At 36.4% G+C, this 16,640-nt stretch carries 18 protein-coding genes and 2 pseudogenes; 11 read left to right on the forward strand and 9 right to left on the reverse strand.

Going from position 1 to position 16,640, the window contains the following annotated elements:
• Positions 1–24: 24 nt before the first annotated feature.
• Positions 25–174, forward strand: a pseudogene (locus YN1551_RS16275) (DUF4322 domain-containing protein); the annotation flags it as partial.
• A 46-nt stretch (positions 175–220) separates the two neighbouring features.
• Positions 221–481 (forward strand): hypothetical protein, encoded by a 261-nt coding sequence (locus YN1551_RS12970; RefSeq protein ID WP_238527855.1) that lies wholly within the window; start codon positions 221–223, stop codon positions 479–481.
• A 100-nt stretch (positions 482–581) separates the two neighbouring features.
• On the opposite strand, the pseudogene YN1551_RS12975 reads toward YN1551_RS12970, so the two are convergent.
• A pseudogene (locus YN1551_RS12975) lies at positions 582–763 on the reverse strand (helix-turn-helix domain-containing protein); the annotation flags it as partial.
• Between the two features lie 223 nt (positions 764–986).
• Here YN1551_RS12975 and YN1551_RS12980 point away from each other — a divergent pair.
• The 5 genes from YN1551_RS12980 to YN1551_RS13000 all read left to right on the forward strand — a co-directional run bounded on the left by YN1551_RS12980 (position 987) and on the right by YN1551_RS13000 (position 7,859).
• Positions 987–2,579 carry an L-lactate permease gene (locus YN1551_RS12980; RefSeq protein ID WP_012718051.1) on the forward strand — a complete coding sequence of 531 codons (1,593 nt, stop codon included), beginning with the start codon at positions 987–989 and terminating at the stop codon, positions 2,577–2,579.
• Positions 2,580–2,986: 407 nt separating this feature from the next.
• Positions 2,987–4,279, forward strand: coding sequence for an L-lactate MFS transporter (locus tag YN1551_RS12985; protein ID WP_012718052.1), 1,293 nt, complete (start codon positions 2,987–2,989; stop codon positions 4,277–4,279).
• 209 nt (positions 4,280–4,488) lie between these two features.
• Positions 4,489–5,580 carry a 4Fe-4S dicluster-binding protein gene (locus YN1551_RS12990; RefSeq protein ID WP_012718053.1) on the forward strand — a complete coding sequence of 364 codons (1,092 nt, stop codon included), beginning with the start codon at positions 4,489–4,491 and terminating at the stop codon, positions 5,578–5,580.
• Positions 5,577–6,824 (forward strand): pyruvate ferredoxin oxidoreductase, encoded by a 1,248-nt coding sequence (locus tag YN1551_RS12995; RefSeq protein WP_012718054.1) that lies wholly within the window; start codon positions 5,577–5,579, stop codon positions 6,822–6,824. The genes YN1551_RS12990 and YN1551_RS12995 overlap by 4 nt, the downstream gene beginning before the upstream one ends.
• Positions 6,825–6,842: 18 nt before the next feature.
• Positions 6,843–7,859: a thiamine pyrophosphate-dependent enzyme gene (locus YN1551_RS13000; protein WP_012718055.1), complete on the forward strand. Its 1,017-nt coding sequence runs from the start codon at positions 6,843–6,845 to the stop codon at positions 7,857–7,859.
• Positions 7,860–7,912: 53 nt separating this feature from the next.
• Here the strand turns inward: YN1551_RS13000 and YN1551_RS13005 are convergent, their stop codons facing one another.
• The 4 genes from YN1551_RS13005 to YN1551_RS13015 all read right to left on the reverse strand — a co-directional run bounded on the left by YN1551_RS13005 (position 7,913) and on the right by YN1551_RS13015 (position 10,049).
• Positions 7,913–8,377, reverse strand: a complete 465-nt coding sequence (locus YN1551_RS13005; protein WP_012718056.1) for an Lrp/AsnC family transcriptional regulator — start codon at positions 8,375–8,377, stop codon at positions 7,913–7,915.
• Between the two features lie 237 nt (positions 8,378–8,614).
• Positions 8,615–8,836: a DUF973 family protein gene (locus tag YN1551_RS16280; RefSeq protein ID WP_012715544.1), complete on the reverse strand. Its 222-nt coding sequence runs from the start codon at positions 8,834–8,836 to the stop codon at positions 8,615–8,617.
• The gene (locus tag YN1551_RS17790) at positions 8,781–9,068 is read right to left on the reverse strand and encodes a hypothetical protein (RefSeq protein WP_048052385.1); all 288 of its coding nucleotides are present in this window, start codon (positions 9,066–9,068) and stop codon (positions 8,781–8,783) included. Before YN1551_RS17790 ends, YN1551_RS16280 begins: the two co-directional genes overlap by 56 nt.
• A gap of 117 nt (positions 9,069–9,185) precedes the next feature.
• Entirely contained in the window at positions 9,186–10,049 is an 864-nt protein-coding gene (locus YN1551_RS13015; protein ID WP_012718058.1) for a transglutaminase-like domain-containing protein, read from the reverse strand.
• A gap of 599 nt (positions 10,050–10,648) precedes the next feature.
• Between YN1551_RS13015 and YN1551_RS13020 the strand changes: the two genes are divergently transcribed.
• On the forward strand, positions 10,649–11,062 hold the full coding sequence (locus tag YN1551_RS13020) for a secondary thiamine-phosphate synthase enzyme YjbQ (protein WP_012718059.1): 414 nt from the start codon (positions 10,649–10,651) through the stop codon (positions 11,060–11,062).
• On the opposite strand, the gene YN1551_RS13025 is transcribed toward YN1551_RS13020, so the two are convergent.
• The gene (locus YN1551_RS13025) at positions 11,051–12,016 is read right to left on the reverse strand and encodes a GH12 family glycosyl hydrolase domain-containing protein (protein ID WP_012718060.1); all 966 of its coding nucleotides are present in this window, start codon (positions 12,014–12,016) and stop codon (positions 11,051–11,053) included. The two genes, YN1551_RS13020 and YN1551_RS13025, sit on opposite strands and share 12 nt — an antisense overlap.
• Positions 12,017–12,555: 539 nt before the next feature.
• Positions 12,556–13,779: an NAD(P)/FAD-dependent oxidoreductase gene (locus tag YN1551_RS13035; RefSeq protein ID WP_012718061.1), complete on the reverse strand. Its 1,224-nt coding sequence runs from the start codon at positions 13,777–13,779 to the stop codon at positions 12,556–12,558.
• A gap of 345 nt (positions 13,780–14,124) precedes the next feature.
• Between YN1551_RS13035 and YN1551_RS13040 the strand changes: the two genes are divergently transcribed.
• Positions 14,125–14,526, forward strand: a complete 402-nt coding sequence (locus tag YN1551_RS13040) for a SelT/SelW/SelH family protein (protein WP_012718062.1) — start codon at positions 14,125–14,127, stop codon at positions 14,524–14,526.
• Here the strand turns inward: YN1551_RS13040 and YN1551_RS13045 are convergent.
• Together YN1551_RS13045 and YN1551_RS17195 are read right to left on the reverse strand one after the other, a co-directional pair.
• The gene (locus YN1551_RS13045; protein ID WP_012712937.1) at positions 14,503–14,763 is read right to left on the reverse strand and encodes a hypothetical protein; all 261 of its coding nucleotides are present in this window, start codon (positions 14,761–14,763) and stop codon (positions 14,503–14,505) included. The genes YN1551_RS13040 and YN1551_RS13045 overlap by 24 nt on opposite strands.
• Positions 14,764–15,070: 307 nt before the next feature.
• Positions 15,071–15,229 carry a hypothetical protein gene (locus YN1551_RS17195; RefSeq protein ID WP_012715527.1) on the reverse strand — a complete coding sequence of 53 codons (159 nt, stop codon included), beginning with the start codon at positions 15,227–15,229 and terminating at the stop codon, positions 15,071–15,073.
• A gap of 659 nt (positions 15,230–15,888) precedes the next feature.
• On the opposite strand from YN1551_RS17195, the gene YN1551_RS13050 reads away from it, so the two are divergent.
• Both YN1551_RS13050 and YN1551_RS13055 read left to right on the forward strand, forming a co-directional pair.
• A complete protein-coding gene (locus YN1551_RS13050; protein ID WP_012710490.1) occupies positions 15,889–16,281 on the forward strand; it encodes a HEPN domain-containing protein in 393 nt (130 codons plus the stop codon).
• A complete protein-coding gene (locus YN1551_RS13055) occupies positions 16,262–16,633 on the forward strand; it encodes a nucleotidyltransferase domain-containing protein (RefSeq protein WP_012710489.1) in 372 nt (123 codons plus the stop codon). Before YN1551_RS13050 ends, YN1551_RS13055 begins: the two co-directional genes overlap by 20 nt.
• The last annotated feature ends 7 nt before the right edge of the window (positions 16,634–16,640 follow it).

Genomic DNA, 16,640 nt, shown 5'->3' on the forward strand with positions numbered 1-16,640 from the left:
TGTAGTCTGGTATTACTTTAGGGGATAATACCCCACTCCATCTACCCCAAAATACGAGTGCAAATAGAGGAAAAATTATTTTCCATCATAAACTTCAAGGGAAGAAAGGCAGAAGAAGTCAAGAAAACACTTGTAACAGCAGCACTAACAAACGATTCCGTGGAAAACAAGACTATATGTTGTGGTCGTTTTTGGGCTGCTCACGAATAACTTACTCTTATTGAGTACAATAGCGTTAGCCTTAGCAATAGTTTTAATTACTATAGTTCTAACGTCGTACTCCTATTTAAACGCCAGAATAACACCAGAACGAGTTGAAATAGGTAAGTGGAAGATACACATAGACCAAGTAAGGGAGATAAGAGTATTAAGGAGTAATGGACCTATAGCTGACTTGATTATAGTTTACGTAAGGAGGAGAAAGGACTATCGAGGAAGTGAAAAACTGGAAAGAAGTCCTAGAGATGTTCCAAAGATATAAGGAAAATATGGTCTGAAGTACAAGGGATTGCTAAAACATTAACCACAACCCTCAACTGCAGAGCTTAGAGGTACTCCCGATTGATAACTAAACCTATACACCTAGGCTTAGCGCTCAAATCTTCCCTCCTCAACCACTTGTAAATGGTGAAGATGGAACATCATACTTCTTCGCCGCATCCTTTATACTCATCCCATTCCTCACGTCATTTACAGCGTTAATTCTCCTCTCTTCCTCCTGATTCTTGTTAAGCCTTATTCCATGCATGCTGGATTTAGGCATAATAAGTTAGTATTACTCATTAAATATAAATCTTGCCCTTTAAAGTCTGATTAAGTATAAGTTAATATTTGAACGTTATTCGTAAACTTTTATAGTCTTTTTTAAATATTTTCATGAAGAGATGACGAGGTGCAATAAATTTTGTAATTATTTTTTGAGAATTTTTAACCATTTATCAAAAGTAAGCTTATAAAGTTAGAGATATATTCCATATCAGAGAAGTATGTATGTACAACCCTTAAACCCAACTGGTAATGTAGGGTTAACTATTTTAGCATCTTTAACGCCAATAATTATACTACTCGTATTGTTGGCTGGACTAAGGATAACTGCATGGTTAGCTACGCTCATAGGTTCAATAATAACGATTTTAGTTGCAACCTTAGTGTGGGGAGCTCCCATAGTACAGGTCAGCTATGCATGGCTTATAGGAGCATTAGTAGGAACTTGGGCAATATCTTGGATAGTATTCTGGGGGTTAACAATTTATAATACGTTAGTGCTAACTGGGAAATTTGATGCGTTTAGGGATTGGATCGTAAGAAACTCTACTAATGACGCTAGAGTTCAAGCTATTGTATTAGCTTGGTCTTTAGGAGCCTTATTTGAAGGATTAGTAGGATTTGGATATCCTTGGGCATTTATAGCTCCACTCCTAATATATCTAGGTTTTGATGATCTAAAAGCTCTTCAAGTTTCTGCACTGGCCAATAACGCGCCAGTATCCTATGGTGCATTAGGAACACCGATCATTATATTAGCATCGGTTACCGGATTACCTTTACTGTTTGTATCATCTTCAGTGGCGAAGGTTGTAGCAATTTTAGCTCTATTACCACCTTGGATATTATTATATCTAGTTGACAAATGGAGAGGGATAAAGGAAGCATGGCCAATAGCCATACTAGGCTCATTATCCTACATCTTAGGTCAATATCCGGTAGCGAGCTTTGTTGGTCCTTATTTACCTGACATTACAGGGTCTTTAATATCTTTTGTAATATTACTTTTATTCTTAAGAGTGTGGAGGCCTAAAAGAATACTGAGCTTAAGAAGTATTCAGCCCAATGGTGGGGATAGTAAGAAATACTCTAAAAGAGACGTTATTGAGGCATTATCAGCTTTCATAGTATTGATAATAGTAGTGACTCTATGGACCGGCCCTTGGTCTCCTCTAACTAAGTTTTCATTAGTTACCTTATCCCAGTCAACTTACTCTTCACTTCTCCATAAAAACGTGGCGGTAAGTTTTGCCTTTAATCCTTTCGTAGCAGGTACGTCAATTTTAGTATCATGGATAATCATTTCTCTAGTTTTAAGGGCCTCGCCTAAAGTTATGGGACAAGCTATAAAGAGGTCTTTTCATCAATACTGGGGAGGGATACTAACTGGTGTTTTTGTAGTTGGACTTGCATATGTATTCAATTTCAGTGGAATGGCTTATTCATTAGCTTGGAAAACTAGTGATCTAGGAGTAGCGTTTATAATAGTCTCACCATTATTTGGGTGGATTGGATGTGCACTGTCTGGAAGCAATACTTCAACTAACGCCCTTTTTGGAGCTTTCCAAGCCACAACTGCACGTTTAGCTGGCTTACCCGTAGGATTACCGCCAGCGTTAAACTCTGTCGGTGCAGAGTTAGCTAAACCAGTAGCTCCGCAGACTGCGAGTGCAGGAGTATCTACAACAAAATATGTTCGAAAAGAGGGAATAGTAATTAGGAAAAATCTGCCTTGGGCTATAGGTATATTGATATATCTAATGCTGATAGGAGTACTATACGCGTTCTTAGCTCCATCTCTATTTGTGCATTAGTATCTATATAAACTACCTTCCCTTTTTCTATTAAGTTAACTCCTAATATTTTTACATATCTAGAATTGTTTAACTCAATCACTCCTCACAGAGTTTTATATAAGAAGTAAAAGGTAAAATTGTCACTAGCTTTTAGGGAGTACTTAAATATTATTCATAGGATTCCGTTTATGCAGGAAAATTTTGTTATTTATAGCATGGATCAACTGAACTATGTACATTAATAATAATAAGTTTTTAAATTTAATTTCCAAATATAGTGCTACTATCTAAGCCAAAGAATTATATTTTTAACGTACTTACTCGCATTTTATGCAAGAAAATTTGATGACAGTTAGTTATATTTCTAATAAATATAGGCTAATTTTAGAAACAAAAGTTAAAACCATTTTTTACGTATAGAATGAATGATGAGCAATAAGTGGTTAGAGAAAGGATGGTTTAGATGGTTTTTAGTAGTAGCAGCAACTATTTCCATGGCACTTGTTAGTGTGTATGAATACTCATGGACATTATACACAGTACCATTAGGTAAAGTATTTAACGTAGCTCCAGGGTCAGCAGCACTAGGGCTTACATTCACAATATATATTATTGTCCAAGCTCTATCAATGTTTGTTGCAGGTAGGATTGCGGATAGGTATGGTCCTAGACTAATTTCTATGTTAGGTGGGATAGTTACTGGTATTGGATATGTTAGCTCTGCCTTTGCTAATTCCTTGCCGCTACTATATCTTACCTATGGCTTCGGGAGTATAGGAGTTGGTATAATATACGGCACCGCAATAAGCACTGCAGTTAGATGGTTCCCAGATAAAAGAGGTCTAGCAACTGGAATTATAGAAATAGGTTTCGGTGGTGGATCATTTGCATTATCCCCTTTAATACAATATATTATCACTTCAATTAGTTACCGTACTGCATTAGTTTATTTGGGAATTACACAACTAGTAGTTATAACTCTATTGGCATACTTCTTTGCCTATCCTCCTCCTCAATGGTTACCTAAAGGCTTTAATGCCGAGGAGTATGAGAGAAAACGTAAGATGATAAAGAGGAGTAAAAGCGATTTTAGCGTTTCACAGATGGTTAAAACATGGCAATGGTGGGTAATTTATATTGCATTTTTCCTTATTGTAGGATCTGGTCTATCCATAATTGGACATCTAATACCTTACGGTAGATCACTGGGATTTAGTATAGCTGCTGTAATTGCGGTGTTCCTATTTCCCTTCGCTAATGGTTTAGGAAGATTTGTAATGGGTACGGTATCTGACTACTTAGGAAGACCATATACTATGACGCTGTCTTTCGGAATTAGTGGAATCTCCATGCTTTCAGTAGCGTTCATACCAAAGATTGCGCCATTATACCTTGCCTTGATTTTCCTTACAGCATTCACATGGGGTCCGCTATTCTCTTTATTCCCTCCGCTAGTAGGTGATTATTATGGGCCTAAGCACTCTGGAGCTAATTACGGCTTAACCTATACTGCAAAGGCATTAGCGGGTATATTTGCCGGTTATGGTGCATCAGTACTATTCACCTCATATGGCATAAAGGAGACATTGGTCATAACTGGTTTAATGGCCATAATATCTTCAATCCTAGCCTTAACCCTAAGACCACCAAAAATGCCTACTGCACAGATTGCAAGTACTGAGAGTCAGAGAGATAGCATAGAATCTAAAACCAAATAATTTCTTGTGATAAACATTTTTTATTGTAATTTCTATTCTTTTTTATTTTTTAAAAAAATTCTTAATAGTCAAGTCAAACTTCCTTCCCTATATCTTGCATATTTTGCAAAAGATTCTAGAAACACCCTACTATGTTACAAAACCTTGTATACGTAAATTAATATAGTTACAAATGAATCTATATATAACAGATTACGAAATATTCTCATATGGGAGTAAAAGATGAAGTGAAGTATGTAGAGATAGTATATAGGGGTATATTCCAGAAAAGATTGGCAAAATATATTGCAGAAGGAATCGTGTATACTGCAAGGGAAATCGGGAGACCAGCCCTATCTTTCGGAAGATATGGAGATTCTCCAGAAAGGAACGGAGTACCGGCGAAATACTATGTTGGAATAGGAAATGGAGTGAATGAGGAAGACCTTATAGGGTACTCAACAAGAGTAGAGCCTGATCTAGTAGATACCATTATTGTACTAGACGATACCCTATTAAAGGGTGTAGAATCGTGGGCATGGCAAGGGGTACAACCAATCAACCTTAAACTAAAGAGTAACGGGACAATGTTAGTAACCTCTACCAAGAGAATTAACGAATTGTTGAAAATGATACCTAAAAAGGACTTCAATTGGACTCTAGGAGTAATAAATACTGAACCATCATTTTCGGGACTATGGGCATTTAAGGATGATTTAACAATGGAGAAAGTCTGGGGAGGATTAGCAAAGTTAAGACCAGATATAATTGATTTAGATCATTTAATTAAATATGTAAGTAAAAAGCAAGATGCTAACAAGAGAATATCTGCGGTCAAGGAAGCATATTCGTCAGTAGATTACAGAACTGTAATGAAAGGTGAGGGAATAGATTTCGTATATAATCCGCCTAGACTACTAACATGGCATGAGATGTTGGAAGGTACAGTAATTCCCGCAGTTCCTAGAGGAAAGAGAAACGAACTCTTTAAGAGAGGGACTACGAAATTTGAGAGACCTACAGTAGATTTCGACACTTGTATCAAATGTAAGTTATGTTGGATATACTGTCCGGATGAATGTTTTGATGAGACGCCAGATGGATATTACGATATAGCATATGATTACTGTGTAGGCTGTGGCATATGCGCTGATGTATGTCCCGTTAAGGATTGCATAGTAATGGTAGATGAATCGATGTTCACAGATTACAGAAGACCATATGAGATGTGGAAGGAGAATAAGGCAAAGTATAAGGAATGGTTAAAGAATGTAAGGCAAGCTAGGAAAGAAAGGGTTTACGTTCCGGGGTTAGGGAGATGACAGAGGTCAAAAAATTAGTAGAAAAAGAGGTATTAATGAACGGAACACAAGCAGTTGCTCATGCTGCAATGTATGCAGATGTGGACGTAGTTGCAGCTTATCCAATTAGACCATATACTGAAGTTATGGACACGATCTCTAAATTAATAGCAGATGGTGAATTGGATGCAGAGTTCATAGTTGCTGAAGGAGAACACGGACAGTTTGAAACTGTGAAGCATGCCTCTTTAGTTGGAGCGAGGACTTTAGTGGGAAGTAGTGGAGTTGGGTGGCTTTACGGAATGGAGGCAATAGTGGTTACGGCAACAGATCGTGCTCCAATAGTCGCAATAATAGGGAATAGGGCTCTAGATGATCCTGGAGCTTATGGAGTTGAACACAATGATGCGTTAATGGTAAGGGATGTGGGTTGGTTATTGGTATGGGTGGACACTGCTCAAGAGGCTTTCGATACTACGTTAATAGCTTATAGGGTAGCTGAAGATCAAAGGGTGTTACTACCCTTAGGTATATCTATGGATGGTGGATTTTTGACGCACTCAGAACAAATAGTGAGACTACCTCCTAAGGAACTGGTTAAGAACTTCTTACCGCCATATAATAGAGGTAAGTATTTGGTTCACCCCGATAATCCAATTACTGTAGCTCCTCAAGTTAACGACGATTGGGTTATGGAAATAAGGAGACAACATGAAGAGGCTATGGAAAGGGCTAGGGGCGTAATAGTTGAAGCATATGAGGAATTTAAAAAGGTGTTCGGGAGATATCCAGGTTCAACCAATGAGTTACAAATGCCGGAAAACCCATTTGTAGAGCCGTATATGGTTGATGACGCTGAGGTGGTGTTAATTGGAATGGGAACAGTTTCTAAACCGATGAAAGTCGCGATAAAGAGTATGAGAAGACAAGGCTATAAGGTGGGAATGTTAAGGATAAGGTGGTTCAGGCCATTCCCAACACAAGATGTCATTAAGTATTTAGCAAATTCTAGGGTGGTGTGTGTTGTTGATAGGGATTACTCAATGGGATCGCCAAACAGAGGAGGGGTCATCTATCATGAAATTAGATCTTCACTATATGATCTAGATCAGAGGCCCAGAGTTATGAGTTTCATAGGAGGATTGGGTGGAAGGGAAATAACTACCCAGGACGTGAAAAAAATAATTAAGATAGGTTACGAGCATAGGGATACTCCCATAACGAAACCCGTTTATTGGGTTGGGGTCAGAGGAGACCCTTGGTAAAATTGAAGGTGATCCCACATGGTTGAAAAGGAAATGGAAGAAAAGGTGTATAAGTCAATTATTAAGACAATAAAAGATACACCACTGGAAGAGTTCTATACATCTGGCCATAGGACTTGTCAAGGATGTGAGTCAGCACTAGTCATGAGGTTTTTGGCTAAAGCTGCCGGACAAAGGACCATAGTTATAGGAGCTACTGGATGCATGTATGTGGCAAATACTACATATTATAGCACGTCATGGATAGTACCATGGGTTCACACGCAATTGGGAGGATCTGGTGCAGCTGCATTAGGTACAGCCGCAGCATTGAGAGCGTTAATGAGGAAAGGAAAAATAAAGCAAGAACCTATAAACGTGATAGCCTTCTGTGGAGATCTAGGATGTGCAGATATGGGTTTGTCTGGAGTTTCAAACGCAATGACGTATGACTATAACTTACTCATAGTACTTTATGATAATGAATCTGCAGCTAACACTGATATTCAAGAGACTAGCATGACACCTTATGGAGCACAGACCTCATTCAGTAGGCCAGGTAAGCAAAGAAGGATAATGAAGAAGAGGTGGAAGAAGAGTGTAGTTCCAATGATAATAGCAGGGCATAGGAACATTAGATACGCCGCTACCATGACCCCAGCCTATCCACTGGATTCAATAAACAAGATCAAGAAGGCATTAGCAATAGGAGGGCCAACTTTCATTCATTCCTTAGATCCATGTCCAAAGGGATGGGATTACGATCCAAGGTTCTCTCATGAACTGGGAGTATTGGCAGCTGAAACTGGACTATGGCCACTATATGAGTATACTGATGGGGAGATAGCGTACAATGAGCCCACAAAGAGTATAGTGGAGGGTAGAATGAAGAGAAAACCGGTAAAAGAGTACTTAGAAAAGCAAGGAAGATTCTCACACTTTACAGAGGAAGACATCGAGCACATAGAAAGGATGGTTGACGAGATGTATGAAGAATGGGAAATCCCCGGAGTAATGCCAATAAAGTCGTTAAATGTAAAGATAAGTGACAAATAATAATAATAAAGAAAAGAAAGGGATATCTTTTTCCTCTTGCTACTCCGATTTTCTCATGGCAATACCGAGGGGTCTATCTTATATCTCTCAATTATTCTTGAAATGGAAACAGTCTTAATTCCCTTAATATTGTACAATTTATTGGCTATAAATTGATGTGCACTTGCATCATCTTTAAAGATCATATGTACGTGTAATCTAGGCCCATTATCTAAACCATATATTCTCACCACTTCTGGTATTTCACCTAGTTCTTGAGCTACCTTTTTTATGGAATAAGGCACTGTCTCTATTTCCATGACTAATGAAACATTTAAACCTAGGTTCACTCTGTCTATTATGGCTACATATCCTCTTATTATTTGAGCGTCTTCCAGTCTCTTTATCCTATACCTCACGGTACTTATAGGTATTCCCAGTTCGTCCGATAACTCTTTTAAACTCTTTTTAGCATTATAGCGTAAGATCTCAAGTATTTTTTCATCAGTATCGTCAAGTCTTATTATATTAACTCCCATCAATATATATTATACATTATCAAACATATAAGGATTATTGTAAAAATTACAAGATTATCCATTGATTCATTGCATAAATTAAACTCTTATCTTCTTATAATTAACAATTTTGCAACTTCAAGAAAGAAGTTAATTATCAAAATTCTAAATATTTATTACTTTCTAGTTGGTAATTAAAAACATTGGATTATATAGAATAATTTATACAAATATTATTTAAGAAATTTTTAAATTTCTTTAAGGCTGATATACCACACTAATGTTTAAAGTTTGTCCATTTGATAAAGTTAGTTGTATAACGTAAATGTTACCAGATACAAAAGTGAATGAAGTTTTGAAATCGATTTTAATAGCGTTATAACCTAAAGAAAGCTGATTAGGCGTAATACTATTCGTTGAATAATTAGTACCTAATATTGTAGCACTTAAAATTGCTAGCTGATATTGAGACTGATTCATCCCCACCCTGGAAGGGCGATGGTCCCCCTTCCAGAGGGATCATCGTTCCCACCATCGATTCGGGTTTACATCTCTCATCTGGTGGGCAGTCGAGTGGATCAGAGATCCACTCCCATCTGAATAGAAGGGGACTTTCATCCATAACGTCTAGTCCCTTAAGAGATACTAGATGCTCCTCCCACAGTCCCATTAAGCCCTCAATCGAGCTGGGGAGGAGCATCATTAACATCACTAAAAGAATTTCAGAAAAAAGGATTATTTAAATATAAGGGGGCTATCCATCACCGCTAGGGAGGCTTTCCTCCCCCTTAACCTCCTTTTTCTGTAAAAATTTTCCCATATGAACATATTATCTGAAATACCAGTTAAAAGAGAAGTCAAAACTTGTGGGTTTGCGATACCAGATCTTACTCCTAACATCAGCGTCATCCCTCCCAATAGCCCATTTCAAATACTGTATTCCTTTAGTGGCATTAGTGGGATCAACAGGAAACCACACATCGTTAACCTTAATCTCAACCCATGCGTGAGCTTCCTTAGTAGAATATGGAATTAAACCCACAACGTATCTAGCAGGAATTCCCAATGCTCTTAGAATTCCTAGTGTAACGTGGCTATAGTTTACACAAACTCCAGAACCCATAATTAAGGAGCCAAATGCCGATTTAACGCTACTATTGTTTTTATCGTACTTAATACTACCCCTAATAAAACTCGTAATTTTATTTAGGAGGTCATCAAGTGAGGAATATGGTATGTTAAACCTCCTAAACTTATCAATATTGACATATTTGCTTGAAGAGAGAAAAACATTCTCCTCATTCTCAAATTTTGAGAAAGAATAAATTTCGACCTCATAATTGATACTAATTGAAAAATAGCCAGAGGGATTACAGTCAAAGGATAAATACTCATTTCTAAATCTATCTTGATTTACACTAACCTTGCAAAATGAGGGATAATCGATATCAAAATAAAGGACCTTTTGCCCATTGTCCTTATAAGGAATCATATAAAGCTTGCCCATTACTTCACTAGGCCTAGAAAAGGAAACTTCAGCGGATAGCTTATATCTAGTCATTGTCGTTGCAAATAAGAAAGAAAAAAGAAAAACTTTACCCCATCTGAAATGATAAAGTCCAAGATGGGAATGCCAGCCAGCAGGATACGATAAGGAAGCTCTACCGAAATCAGTTATTTCTAAATATTCCATATTTCCCTTAACAGTCCTTTTAGTTAATCCAGGTTACAGCAAAGCGCTGATTACTAAATCGAAGGCACAGCCATATAGTGGTAGAGTCTTCTTTAATTTATCTATACTTTTCCTACCTTTTGATAACTCATTTAATGCATGATATCCACATCCTAAACATTTTTATCATTGATATTGAATTCGATATCAGAATCTTTAAACTTTACTCTCAATCAAAAACCCCGTAATAAATGGGGGAATGAGAGACAATTTTAAACTTGCAGTGCAACAACTATTAGATTAGCATTTTGCGTAAATTCCTAGGGTTAGATACTTTTTAAAAGAACTGTGTTTACGCTTATAATATTTTATATTAAAATTGTTAAATCTTATTATTTGTCTTAAAGTGATAGCAAATGTTACGTTAAGTATTCACAGTAATTATACCCCTAAAAGGATCGTATGGGAAGGCTTCTCGGATAGCATTATTTTGTTTATCTCTTCAATATCACAATGGGGATAATGAATATCAGATAGCACCAGTATCTTACCACTCCATTCAATGGAAATCTCTCTCAAACTTTTTATCCCTATGATATGATTATAATTTGTGGTAAAAAATGAAGGTGTACTTCGAGGATATACGCGTCTCTACAACAAGACAGTTTGAATTAGTTGACATTACTGACCAAGTTGAGGAAATTGTAGAGAAGAGCGGTGTAAAGAATGGAATCTGTCTAATTTTTGTAGCACATTCAACTGCAGCTATAGTCGCTAATGAACACGAAAGAGGACTAATGGAAGACATTTTAACTAAGATAAAGGAGTTCACTGAACCTTCACGAGGCTGGAAACATAATCTAATTGATGATAACGCACACGCCCATCTAGGGGCGACCTTTCTAGGGGCGGAAAGAGTGTTCCCAGTTAGAGATGGTAAATTAGTTAGAGGAACGTGGCAAAACATATTCCTAGTTGAGTTAGATGGACCTAGGAGCGAGAGACATATCACAGTTGAGATCTTAGGAGAGTAGCCATATTCGCCATGAATACAAATAGTAACCCATTATTGCAGTACCGTGATTATCACTGAACTCCATGCCAACTTGTATGGCATCTAAATAGTACGTATTCGGATTATATACATTCATCCCTGCGTTCTCAATAAATTGGCCCATGTTTTTCAATATATAAGCTATAGGCACTCCACATTCCACTTCGCGTTCTTTTAAGGGTGACAAAAAGTAAACTCCAGTCCAACCGTTGGCCGAACCAGTTCTAGGCAATACGTATACTTCCCAACTCAAGTTCTCGATCTTACCATTTATAAGTGTTGGGATTGTCATGTTGCCGACATATATGAAATATGGAACATGGGACAAGTTTTCGCTCCAATACATCCAAATCATCACTTCAAAATCGCCATATTGTAAAGAGGTTACGTTGGGATTTTGGGAAAGCCAAATATCATAGGAGAAATCGTCAATACTTCCATTAATGAGGTAAACGGAGTAATTAAGAATTGAGTAGAAGTTTGGTAACTGTGAAACAATCATAGGCAAGGATAGGGACTTAAGTTGAGCTGTCCTATACTCGAATGGCCACCACAATTCTTGACCGTACATTAAACTTGGATAACCATCCACCACGTTTAAGGAAATCTTGTTTATTTGAGATAGATTTATCGCTACGTGTAAATAATTATTAAACGTCATGTTAACGTTTCCTAAAGCATATCCTATATTCCATAAAAAGGGTGAAGCCATCAGAGTAGCATTTGTAGACGAGTTCACTATTACTAAAGCATCTGCATAATTACCGGAATAGTTCGCAACTATATTGAAAGAGTGATTACGACCAGGGAACAAGGCGTAAATACTAGTGCTTTTAGTTAAACTAGTATTTTGTTGGAACTTGCCAAATTCTAGAAACGTAATTATACCAAGTATGATTATTACCACGATTAATATGGGAATTAGCTTATTCATAGATATTACTTACTTTGGCAATTTTAAAAAATTAGTAGGTTAATGCTATTTACGCTCCTAAAAAGTAGGATAGCCCATGTTAAGAATTATAAGTTAGATTATAAGTAACTTATATTATGGGAGCGGTCTTTTCGAATATATTCTAAAAGACAAGGGGATTGGAATAAACGACTGCGTAGAACCTTCCGAAATGGGTCCGATAGCTGAGAAGAGAGGGCTGAAAGTGAAAAGATGTTACGCAGAGGAATTACCAATTAAACAAACCGTTAATGAATTGTTTGACACCTATTGAAAGCCCCTTGCCTAATAGTATGAAAAATACGCTACCTATAGTAACCCTAACTGCACTAACTATCATCGGTGAGGAGTAAACTGTAATAAGTTTAGTTAGAAGGGTATGAAAGCCCAAAACTATAGCAACTGGAATCAATCCATTTTATAAAGAGATATGGTGTACTGGATAACATGGGGAGAAGTTAGATAGTTAAGTAAAAAGTTTAACTTTTAACCACTAAACTACTTATCCGAAAGAAAAAAGGTCATTTCAGTAACTCCTTAAGGTCGAATCCCTCATCTGCCAGAGAGTTCTTCTTATTTGAAACATCTTTACCTTCTTTAATCAGCTTATTTAGAACCTCTAATTCGCCATAATCCCTATTTATCGCAACATACCCCTTAACTATACCACCTTTCAAATATATCACATTAAAATTAGGATTATCAGAATTGAATCTTCCTCTTATTACGTATTCGTCATAATTCCTCGTCTCACCAGCCGATTCTATGTGAATATCGAATATATCCGACCATATGGATGATATGAAATTGTAGGCTTCTCCATTACCAGCCATGTTCCTAGCTGCCAATTTTCCAGTGTACTCAGCGTTGTTCCAGTGCTCAATCCTCTTCCTCCTACCCTCCCTAGGATCAAATATATTTGCAATATCCCCAGCCGCATAAATGTCCTTAGCACTTGTCTCCAAGTATTCATTCACAATTATACCATTATCAACTTGTATACCACTCTTTTGCGCTACCTCAACATTTGGTACAATTCCCACAGCGATCAGAAACATATCCGCTTCCAATCTCTTACCACCAGACGTTATCGCGGCTTTTCCTTGAATCTCCCTTACTGACTCGTTCAATATGAAGCTTATCCCCTTACCCTCCAAGTATTGCCGTATAACCATAGATACCTTTTCATCCACAAAAGTGTTCCATATGTACGGCATTACTTCCACTACTGTAGTCCTCACACCAAGCGTTGTTAGACTTGATGCCACCTCAACACCTATGAAACCAGCACCAATTATTAACGCATTCCTACTCCTACTCGCAACCTCCCTTATTCCATCACAATCATCCAATGTCCTCAAATATAGTGCATTCTCACCTCCCGGAACACTCAACCTCCTAGGCCTACCACCACTAGCTATCAAAGCCCTATCAAAGGATATCACACTACCATCATTCAGCACTGCCTCCTTAGAATCAGTATCAATCCTCTCAACACTCCTATTCAAGACAACATCCAAATTACCCCTCTTATAAAAATCCTCAGACTCAAAGAATAGTTTCTCACGTGCCATTTCTCCTCTAAGATAATCCTTTGATAGTGGTGGTCTATCATATGGGTAATATTTGTCTGATGAGACCATGATTATTTTTGAGTTTGGCTTTAGTTCTAGTAGTTCCTTTAATGCATTATATCCCGCAATACCACTCCCAATTATCAAGTAGTCACAAGATTTTTCGCGCATAATAATAAACTTGTTGAGGATTATTATAAACCTTAAATTCAAGATGGTTTATATTTTTCCTTATAATTACGCTTTCTTAACTCTAATTCCGTTTTATAGGAAACTAGTTTATATATTGTGCTTTGTGAATTCTTCAATTTTCTTAGGTGTCAAGCTCGTTAAATTTTATTAAATTCAAAATCAAGCGTTAGATTAAAAATAAGTTTAGCGTTACTTTGATAAAAATTGAAGCCAATCCGCAAATCACATATATTGAAATTATAAGTTGATTATTAACATAAGTACATTAAGGAAGTTGAAAGTATTTTGGGAAAGTTTTATAATTTACTGATACTTCCTTATTTTATGCAAGATCCCGTTTGTAAAATGGAAGTTGAGAACACTACGCCTTATAGGATAAACTATAGGGGTATAACCTATTACTTCTGTTCTAAAGGATGTCTAGATGAGTTTAAGAAGAATCTAACTAAATACGTCTCACCAGCTGATCTGAATAAGAAAATTGACGTTAAGATCGTTTACTGCAGGCCTTGCAAATATATGGATAGGGCGTTAAATCTGGCAAAAGATATTCTATCCTATTTTGAGGAGGTCAATGTTGAACTAGTTCAAGGTGATAGGGGGATACTAGATATATATGTTAATGATGAGCTAGTATTTTCTAGATATATAGAAAAAAGGTTCCCAGAAAGTGAGGAGATTCTAAAAAGTATAGGCCAAAAATTACAACTTGCCAGACAATCTTAAGATATCCTCTATAATATTGTCAATATCTTTAACATTACTATAATTCTTTTTTATATCTTCTATTGTTATCTTCTTTTCTGTAAGATGTTTAACCAGAACATCAGTGGCTATTTTAGTTAAGATCTCAACATCTATCTTGTATTTATCTTCTAATTGTCTTACTACATCATCTACTGTACACATTTTAACGTCAGTAGGAGCTGATAACCCCTTAAGGTCTTTTAATTTCCAACTCATTATAGGGGATATTGTTTACACAAGTTAAAATCCTTTTCCTTCAGTGTGCTTTGGTAATATGTTCAATTAATTTCATAAAAATAATATAATATAAAATGAATTTCTCAGAATTAATATATTAATTTCAAATTTTTCAAACTCATGCTCTAATACAAGGAGATTTGCTGGATAAAACCTCATTCTCCATCATACCGATACTTGAACCAGTGAGAATCAATAAAATTTTACTATCCTTTAATTTCTCAATCCCAAACTCTCTGAATTAGCGAGGTGACTCTCTCACTTTCAATTAAATACTGAACTTAGTCTATTGATAAAACAACCTCTCTATAATCTCATCGACAAAGTACATCAAAAGTTCGTCTAGGCTGACATTTAGTGGCTTAAAATAAGCCTTTCCGGTAAATGACACTAATTCTTCTTTAAGCCTATTAACGTTACTTGTCAAACCGTCAGAAGTACACAAATGTTAAATCGCTTTTTCCCATTAATAAACTGTTTAATGATCTCGGTCTTTCCAATCTTCCTCCCATAAATTATTATTAATTGAGCCTTATTCTCTATACCTATCCTCTAAAAATTTAAACTCTTTTCCAGCTCAATAAAAAGCGGTACCCTAATTATAGTCTAGATACCACTTATTAAGCTATCATAAAATGGGAGAAAAATATTATGGTAAAAGGAAAAGAATGAAAACCATGTTCATTAAATCGTATTGAATGGAAAATAAGCCGTTTTTGGAGTGTAATACATATAATAATTTTGTTAATTAGTAAATCATATAAAGTATCAGTCCATTTAATTTATGAAAAGATTTATCCATAGAGAGAAAAATGTACAATTTTTCCGGAAATTTTCTATATATTAACATATTTAAAGGAATTTTAAAGATTTAAACTAAATTTCAATATTGAACTATTATCTACATTTGGGAGATCAGAAATAAGGAGTATCTCACTGATAAGACAGAAAATCGTCCTATGATTTATACAAGGTTGATAAATGATATTAAATATCATGAAATTATATGAAGTTAGCTACTTGGAATCTGGAATAAAGGAAACCGTTGCACTAATCGAGGTTAAGCGGGCATGAACTTAATAAGTTAAGTTACCACACTTTTTTATGGTAAGCAGAGTTGATGACTGGCTTAGACAAGCTGAGAGAAATCTTAGATCGGCGGAGATTAATTATCAGAATGAGCTCTACGAGGAAGCTTGTTATGAGTCTCAACAGACTGCCGAGAAAGCAGTTAAAGCGTTACTAAGTTATTTTCATAAAGAACTAAGGGGACATTCGATTACCTTTCTTTTACAATCCTCTTCTATCCAAATTCCCAGTGAGATATTGAAATGCGCTCAAGAGCTCGATAAGCATTATATCCCTTCTCGCTATCCCGATGCGTATGACCAAGGTGCTCCTGCTGATTATTATAACAAGGATGATGCAGATAGATGTTTAAATTGCGGTAAGAGGATTTTATCATGGGTAGAGGGAATTGTTAGAGGAACTGTGTAAGATTTATTCTAAGTTTAATCCAAAACTGGTCATATTATTTGGCTCCTATGCCAGAGGAGATTACACTAGTGAGAGTGATATAGACGTTCTAGTAGTTTCCGATATATTCTCTAGAGATCCGAGAGAAAGCTTTGGTATGGCCTATAATTTAAAATTTCCTCAAGTAATGCCTGTGGCAATGAATACTCAGGTTTTTTTGAAGAAACTGGATGAAGGTTCAACTTTTATTCTGGAGATTATAGAAGATGGAAAAATACTGTGCGGAGAGAAGGAATTTGAAAGAGAAGTATTGGAGAGGTATAAGAAAATTAGGAAGAGGTTTAGGAGAAAGGGTAGACTGTGGGAATGGTGATTTGCAA

This window comes from Sulfolobus islandicus Y.N.15.51 (assembly GCF_000022485.1).
In the GTDB taxonomy this organism is placed as follows: domain Archaea; phylum Thermoproteota; class Thermoprotei_A; order Sulfolobales; family Sulfolobaceae; genus Saccharolobus; species Saccharolobus islandicus.

Bases quoted from the DNA above. Each gene is read 5' to 3' on its own strand.
- YN1551_RS13025 (WP_012718060.1), bottom strand. From the start codon at position 12,016: ATGAATAAGCTAATTCCCATATTAATCGTGGTAATAATCATACTTGGT.
- YN1551_RS13045 (WP_012712937.1), bottom strand. From the start codon at position 14,763: ATGAGTTGGAAATTAAAAGACCTTAAGGGGTTATCAGCTCCTACTGAC.
- YN1551_RS13050 (WP_012710490.1), top strand. From the start codon at position 15,889: ATGGTAAGCAGAGTTGATGACTGGCTTAGACAAGCTGAGAGAAATCTT.
- YN1551_RS13040 (WP_012718062.1), top strand. From the start codon at position 14,125: ATGCAAGATCCCGTTTGTAAAATGGAAGTTGAGAACACTACGCCTTAT.
- YN1551_RS13000 (WP_012718055.1), top strand. From the start codon at position 6,843: ATGGTTGAAAAGGAAATGGAAGAAAAGGTGTATAAGTCAATTATTAAG.
- YN1551_RS13035 (WP_012718061.1), bottom strand. From the start codon at position 13,779: ATGCGCGAAAAATCTTGTGACTACTTGATAATTGGGAGTGGTATTGCG.
- YN1551_RS12985 (WP_012718052.1), top strand. From the start codon at position 2,987: ATGATGAGCAATAAGTGGTTAGAGAAAGGATGGTTTAGATGGTTTTTA.
- YN1551_RS13020 (WP_012718059.1), top strand. From the start codon at position 10,649: ATGAAGGTGTACTTCGAGGATATACGCGTCTCTACAACAAGACAGTTT.
- YN1551_RS16280 (WP_012715544.1), bottom strand. From the start codon at position 8,836: ATGAATCAGTCTCAATATCAGCTAGCAATTTTAAGTGCTACAATATTA.
- YN1551_RS13005 (WP_012718056.1), bottom strand. From the start codon at position 8,377: ATGGGAGTTAATATAATAAGACTTGACGATACTGATGAAAAAATACTT.
- YN1551_RS13015 (WP_012718058.1), bottom strand. From the start codon at position 10,049: ATGGAATATTTAGAAATAACTGATTTCGGTAGAGCTTCCTTATCGTAT.
- YN1551_RS12990 (WP_012718053.1), top strand. From the start codon at position 4,489: ATGGGAGTAAAAGATGAAGTGAAGTATGTAGAGATAGTATATAGGGGT.
- YN1551_RS12995 (WP_012718054.1), top strand. From the start codon at position 5,577: ATGACAGAGGTCAAAAAATTAGTAGAAAAAGAGGTATTAATGAACGGA.
- YN1551_RS12980 (WP_012718051.1), top strand. From the start codon at position 987: ATGTATGTACAACCCTTAAACCCAACTGGTAATGTAGGGTTAACTATT.